This is a genomic window from Ureibacillus endophyticus (assembly GCF_003628435.1).
Classification (GTDB): domain Bacteria; phylum Bacillota; class Bacilli; order Bacillales_A; family Planococcaceae; genus Ureibacillus; species Ureibacillus endophyticus.
The window spans coordinates 24019-41062 of sequence record NZ_RBZN01000030.1 but is presented as its reverse complement, the minus strand read 5'-3'; the positions used below and the strand labels follow the sequence as shown (position 1 = coordinate 41062).

16 protein-coding genes are annotated in these 17044 nt (G+C 35.0%); all 16 read left to right on the top strand.

Going from position 1 to position 17044, the window contains the following annotated elements; genetic code table 11:
- Positions 1-157 (top strand): transposase (locus D8M03_RS11990; protein ID WP_147404820.1); only part of this gene is annotated, 157 nt, incomplete at its 5' end.
- 179 nt (positions 158-336) lie between these two features.
- Entirely contained in the window at positions 337-1884 is a 1548-nt protein-coding gene (locus tag D8M03_RS11985; RefSeq protein WP_121215017.1) for an ABC transporter ATP-binding protein, read from the top strand.
- On the top strand, positions 1877-2923 hold the full coding sequence (locus tag D8M03_RS11980; RefSeq protein WP_121215016.1) for an ABC transporter permease: 1047 nt from the start codon (positions 1877-1879) through the stop codon (positions 2921-2923). Before D8M03_RS11985 ends, D8M03_RS11980 begins: the two co-directional genes overlap by 8 nt.
- 1 nt (position 2924) lies before the next feature.
- Positions 2925-3884, top strand: a complete 960-nt coding sequence (locus D8M03_RS11975; RefSeq protein WP_121215015.1) for an ABC transporter permease — start codon at positions 2925-2927, stop codon at positions 3882-3884.
- A gap of 208 nt (positions 3885-4092) precedes the next feature.
- Positions 4093-5355, top strand: a complete 1263-nt coding sequence (gene yfmF / locus D8M03_RS11970; RefSeq protein ID WP_121215014.1) for an EF-P 5-aminopentanol modification-associated protein YfmF — start codon at positions 4093-4095, stop codon at positions 5353-5355.
- Between the two features lie 3 nt (positions 5356-5358).
- Positions 5359-6654, top strand: a complete 1296-nt coding sequence (gene yfmH, locus D8M03_RS11965) for an EF-P 5-aminopentanol modification-associated protein YfmH (RefSeq protein WP_121215013.1) — start codon at positions 5359-5361, stop codon at positions 6652-6654.
- A gap of 1 nt (position 6655) precedes the next feature.
- Entirely contained in the window at positions 6656-7384 is a 729-nt protein-coding gene (gene ymfI, locus D8M03_RS11960) for an elongation factor P 5-aminopentanone reductase (protein ID WP_121215012.1), read from the top strand.
- 43 nt (positions 7385-7427) lie between these two features.
- Positions 7428-7682: a DUF3243 domain-containing protein gene (locus D8M03_RS11955; RefSeq protein ID WP_097072205.1), complete on the top strand. Its 255-nt coding sequence runs from the start codon at positions 7428-7430 to the stop codon at positions 7680-7682.
- 306 nt (positions 7683-7988) lie between these two features.
- Positions 7989-8786, top strand: a complete 798-nt coding sequence (locus D8M03_RS11950) for a DUF3388 domain-containing protein (protein WP_121215011.1) — start codon at positions 7989-7991, stop codon at positions 8784-8786.
- An 18-nt stretch (positions 8787-8804) separates the two neighbouring features.
- The gene (locus D8M03_RS11945; RefSeq protein WP_414674161.1) at positions 8805-9686 is read left to right on the top strand and encodes a helix-turn-helix domain-containing protein; all 882 of its coding nucleotides are present in this window, start codon (positions 8805-8807) and stop codon (positions 9684-9686) included.
- Positions 9687-9732: 46 nt separating this feature from the next.
- Positions 9733-10311, top strand: a complete 579-nt coding sequence (gene pgsA / locus D8M03_RS11940) for a CDP-diacylglycerol--glycerol-3-phosphate 3-phosphatidyltransferase (RefSeq protein ID WP_121215009.1) — start codon at positions 9733-9735, stop codon at positions 10309-10311.
- 13 nt (positions 10312-10324) lie between these two features.
- Positions 10325-11581: a competence/damage-inducible protein A gene (locus D8M03_RS11935; RefSeq protein ID WP_121215008.1), complete on the top strand. Its 1257-nt coding sequence runs from the start codon at positions 10325-10327 to the stop codon at positions 11579-11581.
- 239 nt (positions 11582-11820) lie between these two features.
- Positions 11821-12885, top strand: a complete 1065-nt coding sequence (gene recA, locus D8M03_RS11930; RefSeq protein ID WP_121215007.1) for a recombinase RecA — start codon at positions 11821-11823, stop codon at positions 12883-12885.
- 393 nt (positions 12886-13278) lie between these two features.
- Positions 13279-14835, top strand: a complete 1557-nt coding sequence (rny, locus tag D8M03_RS11925) for a ribonuclease Y (protein ID WP_121215006.1) — start codon at positions 13279-13281, stop codon at positions 14833-14835.
- A gap of 171 nt (positions 14836-15006) precedes the next feature.
- Positions 15007-15765: a tyrosine-protein phosphatase gene (locus D8M03_RS11920; protein ID WP_121215005.1), complete on the top strand. Its 759-nt coding sequence runs from the start codon at positions 15007-15009 to the stop codon at positions 15763-15765.
- A gap of 247 nt (positions 15766-16012) precedes the next feature.
- Positions 16013-17017 carry a UDP-glucose 4-epimerase GalE gene (gene galE, locus D8M03_RS11915; protein ID WP_121215004.1) on the top strand — a complete coding sequence of 335 codons (1005 nt, stop codon included), beginning with the start codon at positions 16013-16015 and terminating at the stop codon, positions 17015-17017.
- Positions 17018-17044: the final 27 nt, after the last annotated feature.

The window sequence follows — 17044 nt, the reverse complement described above, 5'->3', positions numbered from 1 at the left end:
CTTTAGTTTTAGGTATTCAAATGGATTTCTAGAAGGCATTAATAATAAATCGAAGGTAATGAAACGAAATGCTTATGGTTTTAGAAGTTTTAAGCATTTTAAAGCAAAGATTTTATTAAATGATTTATATAAAGAAATCGGGATTCATTTAGGTTAACAAGGGTGACGTGCAAGAACACATCACCCCAACATTTGACTAAGAACCAAACTTAAAAACGTTAACAGATGAAAGGTTTTAAAATTACATAAATTTACTAATAACGATTGAAACCTTTCTTGTGTTAATATACAAGTCTACTAGTTTAAAAAATATAAGTGTCCAAGGGAGTGAACACATTGGAATATGTGATTGAGATGCTTGGAATCCGCAAACAATTTGGGGATTTTGTAGCAAATGACAACATCACCCTTCAACTTAAAAAAGGCGAAATTCATGCACTACTTGGCGAAAATGGTGCAGGGAAATCGACGTTGATGAATGTACTCTTTGGGTTATATCAACCGGAAGCAGGAACAATTAAAGTTCACGGTAAAGAAGTTAAAATAACTGACCCAAATGTTGCAAATAAACTTGGAATTGGTATGGTACATCAACACTTTATGCTAGTTGAAAATTTTACGGTGACGGAAAACATTATTCTAGGTGCGGAGCCAACGAAAATGGCGACGATTAATATTAAAGATGCATCAAAAAAAGTTCAAGAACTATCTGAAAAATATGGCTTGAATGTAGATGCCAATGCAAAAATAGAGGATATTTCTGTTGGGATGCAGCAACGTGTGGAAATTTTGAAAACGCTTTATCGAGGTGCTGACATATTAATCTTCGATGAACCCACTGCATCACTAACGCCTCAGGAAATTACAGAATTAATTCAAATTATGAAACGTCTAATTGAAGAAGGTAAATCCATTATTTTAATTACTCATAAATTAAAAGAAATCATGGATGTTTCTGACCGAGTAACGGTAATCCGTAAAGGGAAAGGAATTGGCACTGTTATAACAGCAGAAACAAATCCAAATCAACTAGCGGAATTAATGGTTGGACGTCAAGTAGTATTTAAAACAGAGAAAAAAGAGGCACAACCAAAAGATGTTGTTCTACAAATTGATAAATTAGTTGTTGCCGATAACCGTGGAATCGATAAAGTCAAAGGATTAAATTTATCGGTACGTGCAGGTGAAATCGTAGGGATTGCAGGGATTGATGGAAACGGTCAATCTGAACTTATCGAAGCAATTACTGGTCTTAGAAAAGTAAAAGAAGGAAAAATTACTCTAAACGGCCAAGATATTACAGGTTTAAAAACACGTAAAATTACTGAGTCAGGTCTTGGACATATCCCTCAAGACCGTCATAAACATGGACTTGTATTAGATTTTCCTATTGGACATAACATTGCTTTACAAACATACTACCAAGCGCCGATTTCAAAAAATGGTGTAATTAATTACAAAAAAGTGAGCGAGATTGCTCGTAAGATAATTGAAGAATATGACGTTCGTACTGGACATGGCGAATCTTCAATTGCACGTTCACTATCTGGTGGTAACCAGCAAAAGGCTATTATTGGGCGTGAAATTAATAGAAATCCAGATTTATTAATTGCAGCTCTACCTACTCGCGGACTTGATGTAGGTGCCATTGAATTTATTCATAAACGTTTAATTGAACAACGTGACAAAGGAAAAGCTGTATTACTTATTTCCTTTGAACTTGATGAAGTAATGAATGTTTCTGACCGAATCGCTGTAATTTATGATGGTTCAATAATTGATACAGTGTTCCCAAATGAAACAAATGAACAAGAACTAGGTTTATTAATGGCAGGTCAATCGCTACAAGAAAACGGAAATAAAGTAGGTGGCGAAAATGAATAAACGACTAATTAATATTCTTGTTCCACTAATTTCAATTGTACTCGGGTTAATTATAGGTGCGATTGTAATGGCTGCAAGTGGATTTAATCCAATTGATGGCTATGCGGCATTGTGGAACGGTATTTTTATGGATTCTTATACACTTGGTGAAACTGTTCGTCAGATTACGCCATATGTGTTCTCAGGTTTAGCGGTTGCATTTGCTTTTAGAACAGGGCTTTTCAACATCGGGGTTGAAGGTCAGCTTATTATGGGATGGTTGGCTGCTGCCTATGTAGGACAGGCTTTTGAACTACCTGCAATCATTCACTTACCATTAGCATTGATCGCAGCTGCTGTTGCGGGTGCATTATGGGCATTTATTCCAGGTTTATTAAAAGCGAAGTTACAAGTGCACGAAGTAATTGTAACGATTATGTTGAACTATACTGCATTACATGTGGCAAATGCATTGATTGACGTTATTTCTGGTGGTGGAGAACGTACTGAAAAAATTCATGCAACGGCATCTCTACGCTCTGAATTCTTTCAATCCATTACAGATTACTCTCGTTTACACTGGGGATTCGTCCTTGCATTAATTGCTGTAATGGTTATGTGGTTTATATTAGAAAAAACTACGCGCGGGTATGAACTAAAAGCAGTAGGATTTAATAAACACGCTTCACAATATGCTGGAATGAACGTTAGTAAAAATATCATTCTTGCAATGGTTATTTCAGGTGCCTTTGCTGGTCTCGGTGGGGCAATGGAAGCATTAGGAACGTTTGAAAATATGACAAAGTTACATGCAAGTACAGGTATCGGTTTTGATGGAATTGCGGTAGCCTTACTTGGGGCTAATCAACCATTTGGAGTACTTCTTGGTGCAATCCTATTCGGTTCACTAAAATATGGTGGATTAAATATGCCTAGTGAAGCAGGAGTCCCTACAGAAATCGTTTCGATTGTTATTGCATTAATTATTTTCTTTGTAGCTTCAGGCTATGTTATTCGATTGGCGCTTGAACGTCTTAGTAAGAGAAAGGAGGTAAAATAACATGAGCTTTTTAGAAGTGTTATATTTTATCATTCCTTCTGCAATTTTCTACGCGGCGCCATTAATTATGACAGCTATTGGTGGGGTATTCACTGAACGATCAGGTGTTGTAAACATTGGTCTTGAAGGCATTATGATTGTTGGAGCAGCAAGTAGTATTATTTTCAATCTTACATTTGCAGATCAATTCGGCGATGCAACACCGTGGATTGGATTAATCGTAGCCATGTTATTCGGAATTTTATTATCAGCAATTTTAGCTGTTGCAGCGGTATCTTTACGAGCAGATCAAACAGTATCTGGTGTAGCCTTAAATATGTTAGGGTTAGCTGGAGCAGTATTTACTGTTAAAATGATTTATGATAAAGGTCAAACAGATTCAATTACAGAACGTTTTTCACGTTTCGATATTCCACTTTTAAGTGATATCCCTGTTATCGGAAAAATGTTCTTTGTAGACGTTTATGCAACATCTATTTTAGCCGTTGCTGTAGCAATCATTGCATGGTTCATCATAACAAAAACACCATTTGGATTGAGATTACGTGCAGTAGGTGAACACCCAATGGCTGCTGATACAATGGGTGTAAACGTAACAAAAATGAGATATATGGCTGTACTTATTTCCGGAGCATTAGGTGGAATTGGTGGAGCAATTTATGCACAAGCGATTGCAGGTAACTTTGGTGCTTCAACAATTAGTGGACAAGGTTTCATGGCAATTGCAGCGATGATTTTTGGTAAATGGCATCCAATTGGTGCACTTGGGGCAGCACTGTTCTTTGGTTTTGCTCAAGCATTAAGTGTTGTGGGTTCGTCCATTCCTTATATTAAGGATGTACCAGATGTATTTTTACACATCCTACCATATGTATTAACAATTTTAGCTCTAGCAGGATTTATAGGTAAAGCTAACGCACCAAAAGCAAGTGGTGTACCATATATAAAAGGAAAAAGATAATTTTCCTAAAAAGATCACCTCTCACATATGTGGAGGTGGTCTTTTTTATTGTGCATGAATTAAACAACTGTTGTAGGGCAAAATATAGGATGAATTATTAAATTTTTCACATAATGAGAAACAAATTGGATTATTTTTGCATAAACACCAATTATACATGTATAGTAAGTATAGTTACTTCTAAAGATTGATGTCAGGAGGAATTTTTTTGTTTCTAACAACAAAGATAGCGGAAGGTGTAAATCTTCATATAAGACAAACTACCCAATTTAAGACAGTTAATTTTTCAATAAAATGGAGAGCCCCATTAACGGAGGAAACTGCAGCAGCACGAGCAGTTTTGTCAAACGTATTACACCATAGTAATGGAAAATATAAAAAATCAGCGCAGTTTCGTAGTTATTTAGACGATTTATATGGAACTGTTTTGTATTTTGATGCTTCCAAGCGTGGTAATGAACATACGGTATTATTAAATATTGAAACAGTCAACGATCAATATTTAGCTAATAGTAATGTATTAAACGATGTTCTAGATTTATTAAAGACAGTTGTTTTCGAACCAAATTTTGAAAATGAGAAATTTGTATCATCTATTGTAGAACGTGAAAAAGAGATGATTATTCAACGTATTCAATCGATTTTTGATGACAAAACCCGTTATGCTCAAACTCGCTTGGCACAAATTATCCGACCAAATCATCCTGCTTCAATTTCCGCAAATGGAACGATTGAAACAGTTAAGAAAGTAACTCCAGAATCCTTAACGGATAGTTATTATTCAATGATTAACGAAGACCAAGTTGATATCTATGTAGTAGGAGATATTGATGTAGAGGAAGTACAAAACAAGTTAATTCAAGTTTTACAATTTAAAGACCGTACACCAAAAAAACTAGAGCAACAAAATCAAGAGTCAAAACCAGAAAAAGAATATACAAAAGAACAACAAGATATGAAACAAGGTAAACTTCATATTGGTTTTAGTACGCCAGTCTTGTTTGGCGATGAAGACTTCCCTAAAATGCAAATTTTCAATGGTGTATTTGGGGGGTATGCACATTCAAAATTATTTATGAATGTTCGTGAGCGTGAAAGTTTAGCTTATTATGCATCTAGTTCTTATTCAGCGCAATATGGCTTAGTATATGTAGTATCTGGTATTGAACCCGCTAATGAAAAGAAAGCAACAGATGTTATTTTTGAGCAATTAGATGCTATCAAAAATGGAGAAATTACAGATTTAGAACTAAATCAAACAAAAGCTATGTTAACTAATCAACTGAAAGAAGCCCTTGATTTAGCGAGAGGTCAAATTGATATATATGATCAATATAAAAATTTAGGAGAAACATTCTCTGTTGATAAATGGAAAGAACGATGGGCAAAAGTTACAAAGGAAGACGTGCAAAAAATGGCATCACAAGTAAAACTAGAAGCAATTTATTTCTTATGTGGAAAGGAGGCTTAAGCCGTGAAAGCAATTGAATTCAATCAATTAGATGAAACGTTATATTATAAAAAATTATCAAACGGTTTAGATGTATATATTTTACCGAAAAAAGGATTTTCAAAAACTTTTGTGACATTTACAACGAAATACGGTTCTATTGATCGTACTTTTGTGCCAATCGGTGAAAATGAATCAATTACAGTACCAGATGGAATTGCACACTTTTTAGAACATAAAATGTTTGAAAAAGAAGATGGGGATGTTTTCCAACAATTTAGTGAAGCTGGTGCATCAGCCAACGCCTTTACTTCCTTTACTCGTACAGCTTATTTATTCTCTGCAACGGATAATATTTATAAAAGTACTGAAACATTATTAAACTTTGTTCAAGAACCTTATTTTACTGAAGAAACAGTAAATAAAGAAAAAGGGATTATAGGTCAAGAAATAACGATGTACGATGACCAACCGGATTGGCGTCTATATTTCGGTGCAATCGAAAATATGTACCATACACATCCAGTAAAAATTGATATTGCAGGGACAATCGAATCAATTGATAAAATCACTGCCGAGCATTTATATACATGCTATAACACGTTTTATCACCCATCGAACATGTTATTATTTGTAGTTGGTGCAATTGATCCTACTGAAATGATGGCATTTATAGAAGATAACCAAAATAAAAAAGAATTCCCTGAACCAACACCAATTGAACGTCATTTTGAAGATGAACCATTAGATGTTGCTGTTAAAGAACGCGAACTGAAAATGGATGTTCAAAAACCAAAAGTATATGTTGGCTTAAAGGCTAAAGAAACAGATTTAAGCGGGGAAGAAATGTTAAAACATGAACTTTCTGTCCAAATCGCTTTAGAGTGTCTATTTGGTCGTGCATCTGATTTCTATACAGAAGTATATGAAAACGGTTTGATAGATGAATCTTTTGCCTATGATTTCTCATTAGAAAAGGGATATGGATTTGCTTTAATCGGTTCAGATTCAACAAGTCCAGATGAATTAGCACAGCGTATTAAAGAAGAAATCAATAATGCAGAACAATTATTATCTTCAGAAGCCATTGAAAGAGTAAAACGTAAAAAAATTGGTTATTTCTTAAGAGCATTAAACTCGATGGAATTTATTGCAAACCAATTTACGAGATATAAATTTAATGATATGAATTTGTTTGATGCAGTTCCAGTTATCGAGACAATTACTGAAGAAGATGTCAAAAATGCATTCAAAACAATCCAGGGTGAGTCACAACAAACAGTATTTAAAATCTTACCTTCAAGTGAGAAAGAAGCTTAAAATGAAGAAGTTTGCCCTTGTAATAGGTGCTTCAGGTGCAATAGGTAGTGCAATAGTTAAGCGACTAGCAGATAGAGGTTGGTCGCTCTATTTACATTTCAATTACAATCGTACTAAGGTAAATGAATTGCAAATGGAATTGTCCGAAAAATATAAAGACCAAGAGTTTCTAGTGGTACAATCAGACTTTTCATTAAATAACGCAGCTGAACTATTAGCTTCTCAACTTTATTCACTTCAAGCAATTGTCTTTGCTGGTGGCCATGCATATTATGGACTTATAGAAGACACACCTGTAGAAGAAATGGATAAATTATGGAAAGTACATGTGCAAAACCCAATGCGTTTACTTGCATTAGTATCGAGTAAATTGAGAGCGAATAAAGTAAGTTATGTACTATTTATTGGTTCTATTTGGGGTGAGGCAGGTGCAGCTTTTGAAACAGTTTATAGTGCTGTAAAAGGTGCACAACATGCTTTCGTAAAATCCTATGCAAAAGAAGTCGCCTACAATCATATACTTGTTAATGCGATAGCACCTGGATTAATTGAAACTAAGATGAACGCACATTTATCAGAAGATGAACAACTACAATTACAGGACGATATTCCATTGGGAAGACCTGGTAGTATTGAAGATGTTGCAAATTTAGTTGCTTTTTATCTAAGTGGTGAAGCGGATTATATAACTGGACAAATTATTCGAATTAATGGTGGATGGTACATATAATCTCCGAAGCTGCACATAATAAAGTGCAAAGGAGGAGATTACAATGTTATTAGAAAACTGGGAAAAATGGACATCATTTTTAGGTCAACAAGTTGAAGAAGCAAAAGAACACGGAATGAGTAAAAAAGTGATTGAAAAAACTGCTGTTCAAATTGGTGACTACTTAGCTAAAAATGTTGATCCAAAAAATGAACAAGAGCGAGTACTTTCCGATTTATGGGGAGTAGCAGATAGCGAAGAAAAACATGCGCTTGCTAACTGTGTAATTAAACTTGTACAAAAAAATCGTGTACAATAAACACAGCTTTCGAAAGGCGTCCGATACTTTTGCAAATTAGCAACAGTTAAGGACGCTTATTACAATTTTTTCATAAGGAGGCTAGTCCTCCTTTTTCTTCTATCAATCTTTCTGAAATACAATTATTCATCATTTTTCGACAAAGAAATTTCCTTTTTCTCGTTTTTTAACGTCTTTTATTTCCGTTTTAATAAAATTTTATAAAATGGAAGAAAATCGCATGTTTCTAACTTTTCAATACATATAAAATCCGCTATGATGAAACTTATAAAAGAAATAATCGTTTCGTTTATGGAGGGCGGTTTCATGGGAGAATGGTATTTTGAATATGAGATTCAAGTAAATCGTCCAGGTTTATTAGGAGATATTGCATCTTTACTCGGTATGTTGCGTGTAAATATTGTTTCAATTAATGGTATTGATGAAGACCGTCGTGGAATGCTATTAAAAGCAGAGAAGCAAGAATCAATTGAACGGTTCATGTCAATTGTTTCAACGATGGACAATATTCATGTAACAAAATTTCGGGAGCCAAAAGTCAGGGATCGACTAGCTGTTATGCATGGTAAATATATTACAAGGGATGCGGACGAAAAAAACACCTTCCGTTTTGTTCGTGATGAACTCGGAATATTAGTCGATTTCATGGCAGAATTATTTAAAAAGGAAGGGAATAAATTAATTGGTATCCGTGGTATGCCTCGAGTAGGCAAAACGGAATCTGTTGTTGCTGCCAGTGTATGTGCCAATAAAAAGTGGATTTTCTTATCATCAACAATGATTAAACAAACCGTCCGTAATCAATTAATAGGTGATGAATTTAATCAAAACAATCTATTTATACTAGATGGTGCAGTTACAAGAAGAACAACAGACGAACGTCATCAACAACTTGTTAGGGAAATAATGCGATTACCTGCCACAAAAGTTGTAGAGCATCCTGATTTGTTTGTCCAACACTCAGAATATAAACTTGAAGATTTCGATTACATTATTGAACTACGTCACCATCCAGACGAAGTGATTACGTATGAGATAATTGAGAAAAATGAGATGATGTCACAGAATGACCAATTTGGTGGTTTTGGTGGATTTAATTTTTAGTAATTTAGAAAGAAGTAGGTGTTATTGTTGACAGAACTCGGTACTCGCCTTAAAGAAGCGAGGTTATCAAAAGGATACAGTTTGGATGACTTACAAGAGATTACAAAAATTCAAAAACGATATCTTGTAGGTATAGAAGAAGGTAATTACTCGATTATGCCTGGATCATTTTACGTACGGGCATTTATTAAGCAATATGCAGAAGCAGTAGGTTTAGATGCAGATGAAATTTTAGCAGAATTTAAAAAAGATCTCCCGAATCAACCAACAGAAGAGGTTGCTCAATCGATTTCACAAAGTCCTACGCGTAGAAAGCTTAATACAAGGTCAACAAATCGTTTATTAGAAACAATGCCAAAAATTATTGTGGCTTTATTTATTGTTGTCATTATTTTGGCTATTTGGTTTTTAAATCAACAAAAAGTTTCCAATACACCGGATGATTTAGAAGATGATGTTTCCGAAGTGGAATATGATAAATCACCTACTCCTACGAAACCTGTTGAAGAAGAAACAGATAAAGAAGACAACGAAGTGACAGAAGAGCCTGTTGAAGAAGAGGAAGAGGAACCGGTTGTAACCCAAACGATTACTCCAGGTGAAGTAAGTGGCGAAACAACGAATTATACTTTAACAGGAACAGATACAATGAAAATTCGAATTGAAGTCTCAGGTGAAACTTGGGTAGGAATTCGAAATGCTAACGGTGATGAGCAAGTGGATGCCCGTGTATATCAAGCAGGTGAAGTTGTAGAGCATGACTCAACAACAAATGCCTATGCACGTATTCGACTTGGAAATTCGAAAGCCGCAAAAGTATTTGTAAATGATGAAGAACTTAAGTACGTTCAAGATATTACTACACAAAATATAATTATTACATTACAACAAGAACAGTAGTCATCTCTAAGATGGCTATTTTCTTTCGAATGAAAGGTGTTAAAAAATGAATTTACCGAATAAGATTACAATCTCTAGAATATGTTTAATACCATTATTTGTGATTGTAATACTATTTGATTTTAATTGGGGTTCTATGGAGTTATTAGGTGCAGAAATGCCTGTCAATCACTTTGTTGCGGCGATGATTTTTATCATTGCCTCAACAACGGATTGGGTGGATGGTCACTTTGCGCGGAAATATAACTTAGTTACAACTTTAGGGAAATTTCTAGATCCATTAGCAGATAAATTACTTGTAAGTGCAGCATTTATCGTGCTTGTTGAATTAGGGATGGCTCCTTCTTGGATTATCATCATTATTTTAAGTAGAGAATTTGCTGTTACTGGCTTACGAGCAATTTTAGCTGGTGAAGGTGAAATTGTGGCAGCAAGTCAATTGGGTAAAATCAAAACATGGGCACAAATTGTCGCGATTTCTGCTTTGTTATTACACAATATTATTTTTGAATTACTAAACATCCCATTTGATATGATTGCCCTTTATGTTGCATTAATTTTTACTATTTGGTCAGGTTGGGAATATTTCTATTTAAATCGTCGTGTGTTTGTCAACTCTAAATAAGCGAGGTTAGTGTATGAATGCAGAAATCATAGCAGTAGGCTCAGAGTTACTTTTAGGACAAATCGCCAATACCAATGCAAAATTTATCTCTAATCAATTGTCTGAATTAGGGATAAATGTGTATTATCATACGGTTGTAGGGGATAATGCAAATCGATTAAAGTCGGCAATTGAGATAGCGGAATCACGGGCTAATTTGATTATCTTTTCAGGTGGACTTGGACCGACTAAAGATGACTTAACAAAGGAAACCATTGCAAATCATTTAGGTGTTTCGTTAACCTTTGACGAAACTGCTTTAAACTATATTGAACAATTTTTTGCTAAAATAAATCGTCCAATGACAGAGAATAATCGAAAACAAGCGCTGATTCTTGATGGTAGCGAAGTGTTAGCAAACAATCATGGCATGGCTCCAGGTATGATACTAGAAAAAAATAACCATACATATATCTTACTACCTGGACCACCAAAAGAGCTTGAACCAATGTTTCAATATGAAGCAAAGCCAAAACTAGTAGCTAGACTTAATGGTGAAAGTGTGATCATGTCTCATGTTTTACGATTTTACGGAATCGGTGAGGCAGAACTAGAACATAAAGTTCAACATATTTTAGATACTCAAACAAACCCTACAATAGCTCCCCTTGCTTCTGATGGAGAAGTTACATTAAGAATTACTGCAAAGTCAAACTCAGAGCAAGTAGCGAAGGATTTGATTAAAACTAAGGAAGACGAGATATTAGCAATTGTAGGAGAGTTTCACTATGGAAATAATGATGATTCATTAGCATCAAAATTAGTTGAAATGCTCTTGCATAATAAACTGACGATATCAGCTGCAGAAAGTTTAACTGCTGGGTTATTCCAATCTGAATTAGCTGAAATTTCAGGAGTAAGCGGTACTTTAGTAGGTGGTGTTGTTACATACACTGAAAATGCAAAGATTAACCAACTGGGTATCGAAAAATCTTTATTAGATCAATTTGGCATTGTTAGCCAAGAGTGTGCGGCGGAAATGGCTGTAAAGGTGAGAGAAAAATTCGGAACAGATATTGGTGTCGGATTAACTGGTGCAGCAGGTCCTGAACCTCATGACGGTCAACCTGCAGGAACGATTTGGATTGGTTTTAGTATTAAAGGTTATGAACCGGTAACACGTCAATTAAAACTGTCAGGAATGCGTAATACAAATCGTTTAAGAGCTGTCAAATTAGCATTTAGTTATTTAATGCGTCTATTAGCTGAAAAGGGTTACGAAAAAAAATAACTGGTAACACCTCTTATTTTCTATTTCCTGAAGAAGAATAGATTGCCAGTTTAAATTCGCCTTTATTTATAGTATTACTTCTAAAATTTGAGTTATAATAAATAGCTCAAATTTTTATTTTGGTTAAAAATCGAAAATATGTTCGCTTTTTTCTTGAAACTTGTCTCAAAAAGAAGTATAGTAGAGACATAAGAAAAAGAGAGAGAAATTATAAACGTGTTCTATAAGGAGGAAATCTTTTGAGTGATCGTAAAGCTGCCTTAGATATGGCGTTAAAACAAATTGAAAAACAATTCGGTAAAGGTTCTATTATGAAGCTTGGAGAGCAATCTGACCGTCAAATTTCAACTGTTTCAAGTGGTTCGTTAGCACTTGATGCAGCACTTGGCGTAGGTGGTTATCCACGTGGACGTATTATTGAAATATATGGACCAGAGTCTTCTGGTAAAACAACAGTTGCGCTACATGCAATTGCAGAAGTACAAGCAAAGGGTGGTCAAGCTGCTTTTATCGATGCCGAACATGCACTTGATCCTGTCTATGCACAAAAATTAGGTGTTAATATAGATGAACTTTTACTTTCACAACCAGATACAGGGGAGCAAGCATTAGAAATCGCTGAAGCTCTAGTTCGTAGTGGAGCTATCGATATTATTGTAATTGACTCTGTTGCTGCCCTTGTACCAAAAGCTGAAATTGAAGGTGAGATGGGTGACTCTCATATGGGGTTACAAGCTCGCTTAATGTCTCAAGCGTTACGTAAATTATCTGGTATTATTAATAAATCAAACACATTAGCCATTTTCATTAACCAAGTACGTGAAAAAATTGGTGTAATGTTTGGAAACCCTGAAACAACAACTGGTGGTCGAGCACTTAAATTCTATGCTTCTGTACGTCTTGAAGTTCGTCGTGCTGAAACAATCAAACAAGGCACTGAAATGGTCGGTAACAAAACAAAAATTAAAGTTGTTAAAAATAAAGTTGCGCCACCATTCCGTACTGCAGAAATTGATATTATGTTTGGTGAAGGGATTTCAAAAGAGGGAGAAATTGTTGATTTAGGTGTTGAACTTGATATCATCCAAAAAAGTGGTTCTTGGTATGCATACGGGGACGAACGTATTGGACAAGGTCGCGAAAATGCAAAACAATTCTTAAAGGCAAATCCTGAAATTCGTGAGCAAATTTCTAATAAAATCCGTGAATCATATGGTTTAGCGGCTGCATCATACACAATTGGAGCTCATGATGAAGATGAAGACATGGATGAAGAATTAGCATTGCTTTTAGAAGATGAATAATAATTCTACGTTTACTCTTAAAGTTTTTACTTTGGAGTAAACGTTTTTTTCTATAGATGAGTTTACTAGTATTTGCTTAAATAAAGGGATGTTGGATGCAAATAGAGTTGAATAGAAATAATACCCAATATTGAATAGATTTCACATTATTTGCCTAAAATAATTAATAGGTAAAATCCTGTTTTAAGTGGATAAAAAACATATAAAATATTATGTATAAAAAACTTCTTAAGTAGTGGGAATCCTTGACATACCTAGTATTGAACTATACAATAAAAGTTGTATAATTTCTAAATTATGAAATGAAATAGGCAGTATGTTGAAAAAATTACTAAAAAGTCAATGTATGAGCCGACTGAAAATGAAACGAATATAGCAAGAGGAGGTGTTCGAATGATTGAAATTATTATCTCCGCTTTGCTTGGACTCATCGTCGGTGCCGCTGTTATCTATTTCTATATGAAAAAAGTGAATGAATCAAAAGTAAATGGTGCGAAACACGCAAGCGAACTCATCATAGATGAAGCTAAGCGTGAGGCGGAAGCGCTTAAAAAAGAAGCACTACTTGAAGCAAAAGATGAAACTCACAAAATTCGAACTGAAGCAGAAAAAGACATCCGTGAACGCCGGGCAGAGCTTCAGAAACAAGAAAACCGGTTATTGCAAAGAGAAGAAAATCTTGATCGCAAGGATGATGCTCTGAATAAGAGAGAATCAGGCTTAGAGCGAAAAGAAGAAGCTCTAACTGAAAGACAACAGCATATTGAACAGATGGAAAGTAAAGTGGAAGAGCTAGTACGCGAACAAACGTTAGAGCTTGAACGAATTGCAGCCCTAACACGAGAAGCTGCGAAAGATATCATTTTAAAACAAGTTGAGAATGAACTTTCGACAGATATTGCAATGATGACAAAAGAAGCTGAAACTCGTGCTAAAGAAGAATCTGACAAAAAAGCTCGTGAAATTCTGTCACTGGCACTACAACGTTTTGCAGCTGACCATGTTGCAGAAACAACTGTATCAGTTGTAAACTTACCGAATGACGAAATGAAGGGCCGTATTATTGGTCGTGAAGGTCGAAACATTCGAACACTGGAAACACTGACGGGAATCGATTTAATTATAGACGATACACCAGAAGCTGTTATTTTATCTGGATTTGATCCAATTCGCCGTGAGACAGCACGTTTAGCTCTTGAAAAATTAGTGCAAGATGGACGTATTCATCCAGCACGTATTGAAGAAATGGTTGAAAAGTCACGTCGAGAAATGGACGAGCAAATCCGTGAAACAGGTGAACAAACTACTTTCGAAGTGGGAATTCACAATTTACACCCAGACTTAATGAAGATTTTAGGTCGTATGAAATATCGTACAAGCTATGGACAAAATGTCTTAAAGCACTCCATAGAAGTAGCTCATTTATCTGGACTTCTTGCAGCAGAGCTAGGGGAAGATGTAACTTTAGCGAAACGTGCAGGATTACTCCATGATATTGGTAAAGCAATTGACCATGAAGTAGAGGGAAGTCACGTAGAAATTGGTGTAGAACTTGCTACGAAATACAAAGAACATCCAGTTGTAATTAATAGTATTGCATCACACCATGGTGATACTGAACCAACATCTGTAATTGCTGTAATTGTTGCGGCTGCAGATGCACTTTCAGCAGCTAGACCAGGAGCTCGAAGTGAAACGCTTGAAAATTATATTCGTCGTTTAGAAAAACTAGAGGAAATTTCTGAAAGCTATGATGGTGTTGAAAAATCATACGCTATTCAAGCTGGACGTGAAATCCGCATTATCGTACAGCCAGATAAAGTGGACGATTTAGCCTCTCATCGTTTGGCTAGAGATATTCGAAAACGAATTGAAGAAGAACTTGACTATCCAGGCCATATAAAAGTAACAGTTATTCGTGAAACTCGTGCGGTTGAGTACGCGAAATAACATTTATAAAGGCCTTTATGTAATTATAATAACCCCCTTATGACAATTGTCATAAGGGGGTTTTCTATTTCTTTTTGTAAATAATACATTGATTCTTTTTTACTAATAGTTCTATTTTTCGTCCTTTAACATTATGTTAAATGTAGAACATTATAATGGGGGAAAGAGTCGGTGATTGATTTACATAGCCATTTATTATGGAATGTAGACGATGGTCCCACAACAATGGAGCAGACTATAAAAATGTTAAATCGTGCTGTAGAAGAAGGAATTTCTGAAATAGTCGCCACATCCCATTACCAACATCCACTTTATTCAGTTGATTTTAGTGAAGTACATCAAAAAGTAAGTATTCTTCAATTAGAACTTCTAAAGAACAATATACCCTTAACAATCCATCAAGGCCATGAAGTTAGGCTATCCACTAATATCCTAAGTCAATATAAACAACTAAGCATTCATTCGTTAGCAGGATCAGATTATATGTTAATCGAACTTCCTTCAAATTCTGTGCCGTATTATACATCACATATTATACAAGAGTTAACTTTTGCAGGCATTATTCCAATTATTGCTCATCCTGAGAGAAATAGAGCAATTTATGCAAATCCTAGACTTCTAGAAGATCTAATAAGAATGGGGGCTTTCACACAGATTACAGCAGGAAGTTTAGCAGGTAACTATGGGCGTAAGATTCAAAAGTTTTCATTAAAACTAATTGAAGCAAATTTAATTCATACGTACGGGTCAGATGCACATAACTTAACCACCCGACCATTTCTTTTTAATGAGGGGTTAAAGGTTTTAGAAAAAAGGGGATTAACTGACTATGTAAAATTATTGCTTGATAATAATCGTTGTGTGATTAAGAATAAACCTTTAACTGTTCTTGAACCAGTAAGTGTGAAGAAAAGTAAATGGTTATTTTAATAACTATCATAAACTTTTTATTGAAGTAAAATCAGTCATTAATATATCTATTTGCGATTAGAGTGAATCATAAGGGTTAATCATGCCTGAAATTCTACTAATATTCCTGTTAAATAATAACTTAATCTCTTGATTTATAAGAATTATTTTTTGATACTATTTTATTTTTTGTTGCAATAGGTATTTTGTATTTTTTAATAAAAGCTTATTAAGTAATGGGATAATGGGAAATATTGGGGGTGAGGCATTGAATATTCTAGTTACAGGTGGTGCTGGATATATAGGCTCACATACGTGTGTTGCTTTACTCGAAGCGGGGCATACAATAATTATTGTAGATAATCTTTGTAATAGTGAACCCGATTCTATAAATAAAATAAAGCAAATAACAAATAAAGCAATTAGATTCTATCAGATAGATGTAACTGATGAAGAAGCAATTGACACCATCTTTTCCAGTCATGAATTAGATGGAGTTATTCATTTTGCTGGTCTTAAAGCGGTTGGTGAATCAGTGAAAAAGCCCTTAGACTATTATTACAACAATATAGTTAGCACAATGGTTATTACAAAAGCTTGTCAGAAATATGAGGTAAATAAATTTGTATTTAGTTCATCAGCAACCGTGTATGGAGACAATAGAGTGCCTTTTGTAGAGACAATGGATCTCTTGCCAACAACTAATCCCTATGGTGAAACAAAGGCTATTAGTGAGCGAATTTTAACAGATATAGTGAGTGCAAATCCAGCATTTTCAGTATCAATTCTTCGATATTTCAACCCAGTAGGAGCTCATGAGAGTGGTTTGATTGGTGAAGCACCTAATGGAATACCAAATAATCTTATGCCATATATAACTCAAGTGGCAAAAGGTAAACTTGAGAAATTACGTATTTTTGGAAATGACTATCCAACTGTGGATGGTACAGGTGTTCGAGATTACATTCATGTAGTAGACCTGGCTGAAGGGCATCTTGCCGCTTTAGAAAACTTAACAGAAGGTGTTCATATTTATAATTTGGGGACTGGAAAAGGTACTAGTGTACTAGAATTAGTGAAAGCTTTTGAAAAAGCAAATGACATTGAAATCCCTTATGAAATTGTTGAAAGGAGACCTGGGGATATCGCTTCATGCTATGCTGATGCTTCAAAAGCCAAAAGGGAGCTAGGGTGGACAGCAAAGCGAGACCTTGTTACAATGTGCCGAGATGCTTGGCGATTTGAGAAAAATAAATTGTGGGATATAACATAAATAATATGTTGTAATCTATGAAAAAGG

Excerpts from the sequence above, each read along its gene's own strand:
- D8M03_RS11935 (WP_121215008.1), top strand. The coding sequence starts at position 10,325 with ATGAATGCAGAAATCATAGCAGTAGGCTCAGAGTTACTTTTAGGACAA.
- D8M03_RS11950 (WP_121215011.1), top strand. The coding sequence starts at position 7,989 with ATGGGAGAATGGTATTTTGAATATGAGATTCAAGTAAATCGTCCAGGT.
- D8M03_RS11955 (WP_097072205.1), top strand. The coding sequence starts at position 7,428 with ATGTTATTAGAAAACTGGGAAAAATGGACATCATTTTTAGGTCAACAA.
- pgsA (WP_121215009.1), top strand. The coding sequence starts at position 9,733 with ATGAATTTACCGAATAAGATTACAATCTCTAGAATATGTTTAATACCA.
- ymfI (WP_121215012.1), top strand. The coding sequence starts at position 6,656 with ATGAAGAAGTTTGCCCTTGTAATAGGTGCTTCAGGTGCAATAGGTAGT.
- D8M03_RS11975 (WP_121215015.1), top strand. The coding sequence starts at position 2,925 with ATGAGCTTTTTAGAAGTGTTATATTTTATCATTCCTTCTGCAATTTTC.
- D8M03_RS11980 (WP_121215016.1), top strand. The coding sequence starts at position 1,877 with ATGAATAAACGACTAATTAATATTCTTGTTCCACTAATTTCAATTGTA.
- rny (WP_121215006.1), top strand. The coding sequence starts at position 13,279 with ATGATTGAAATTATTATCTCCGCTTTGCTTGGACTCATCGTCGGTGCC.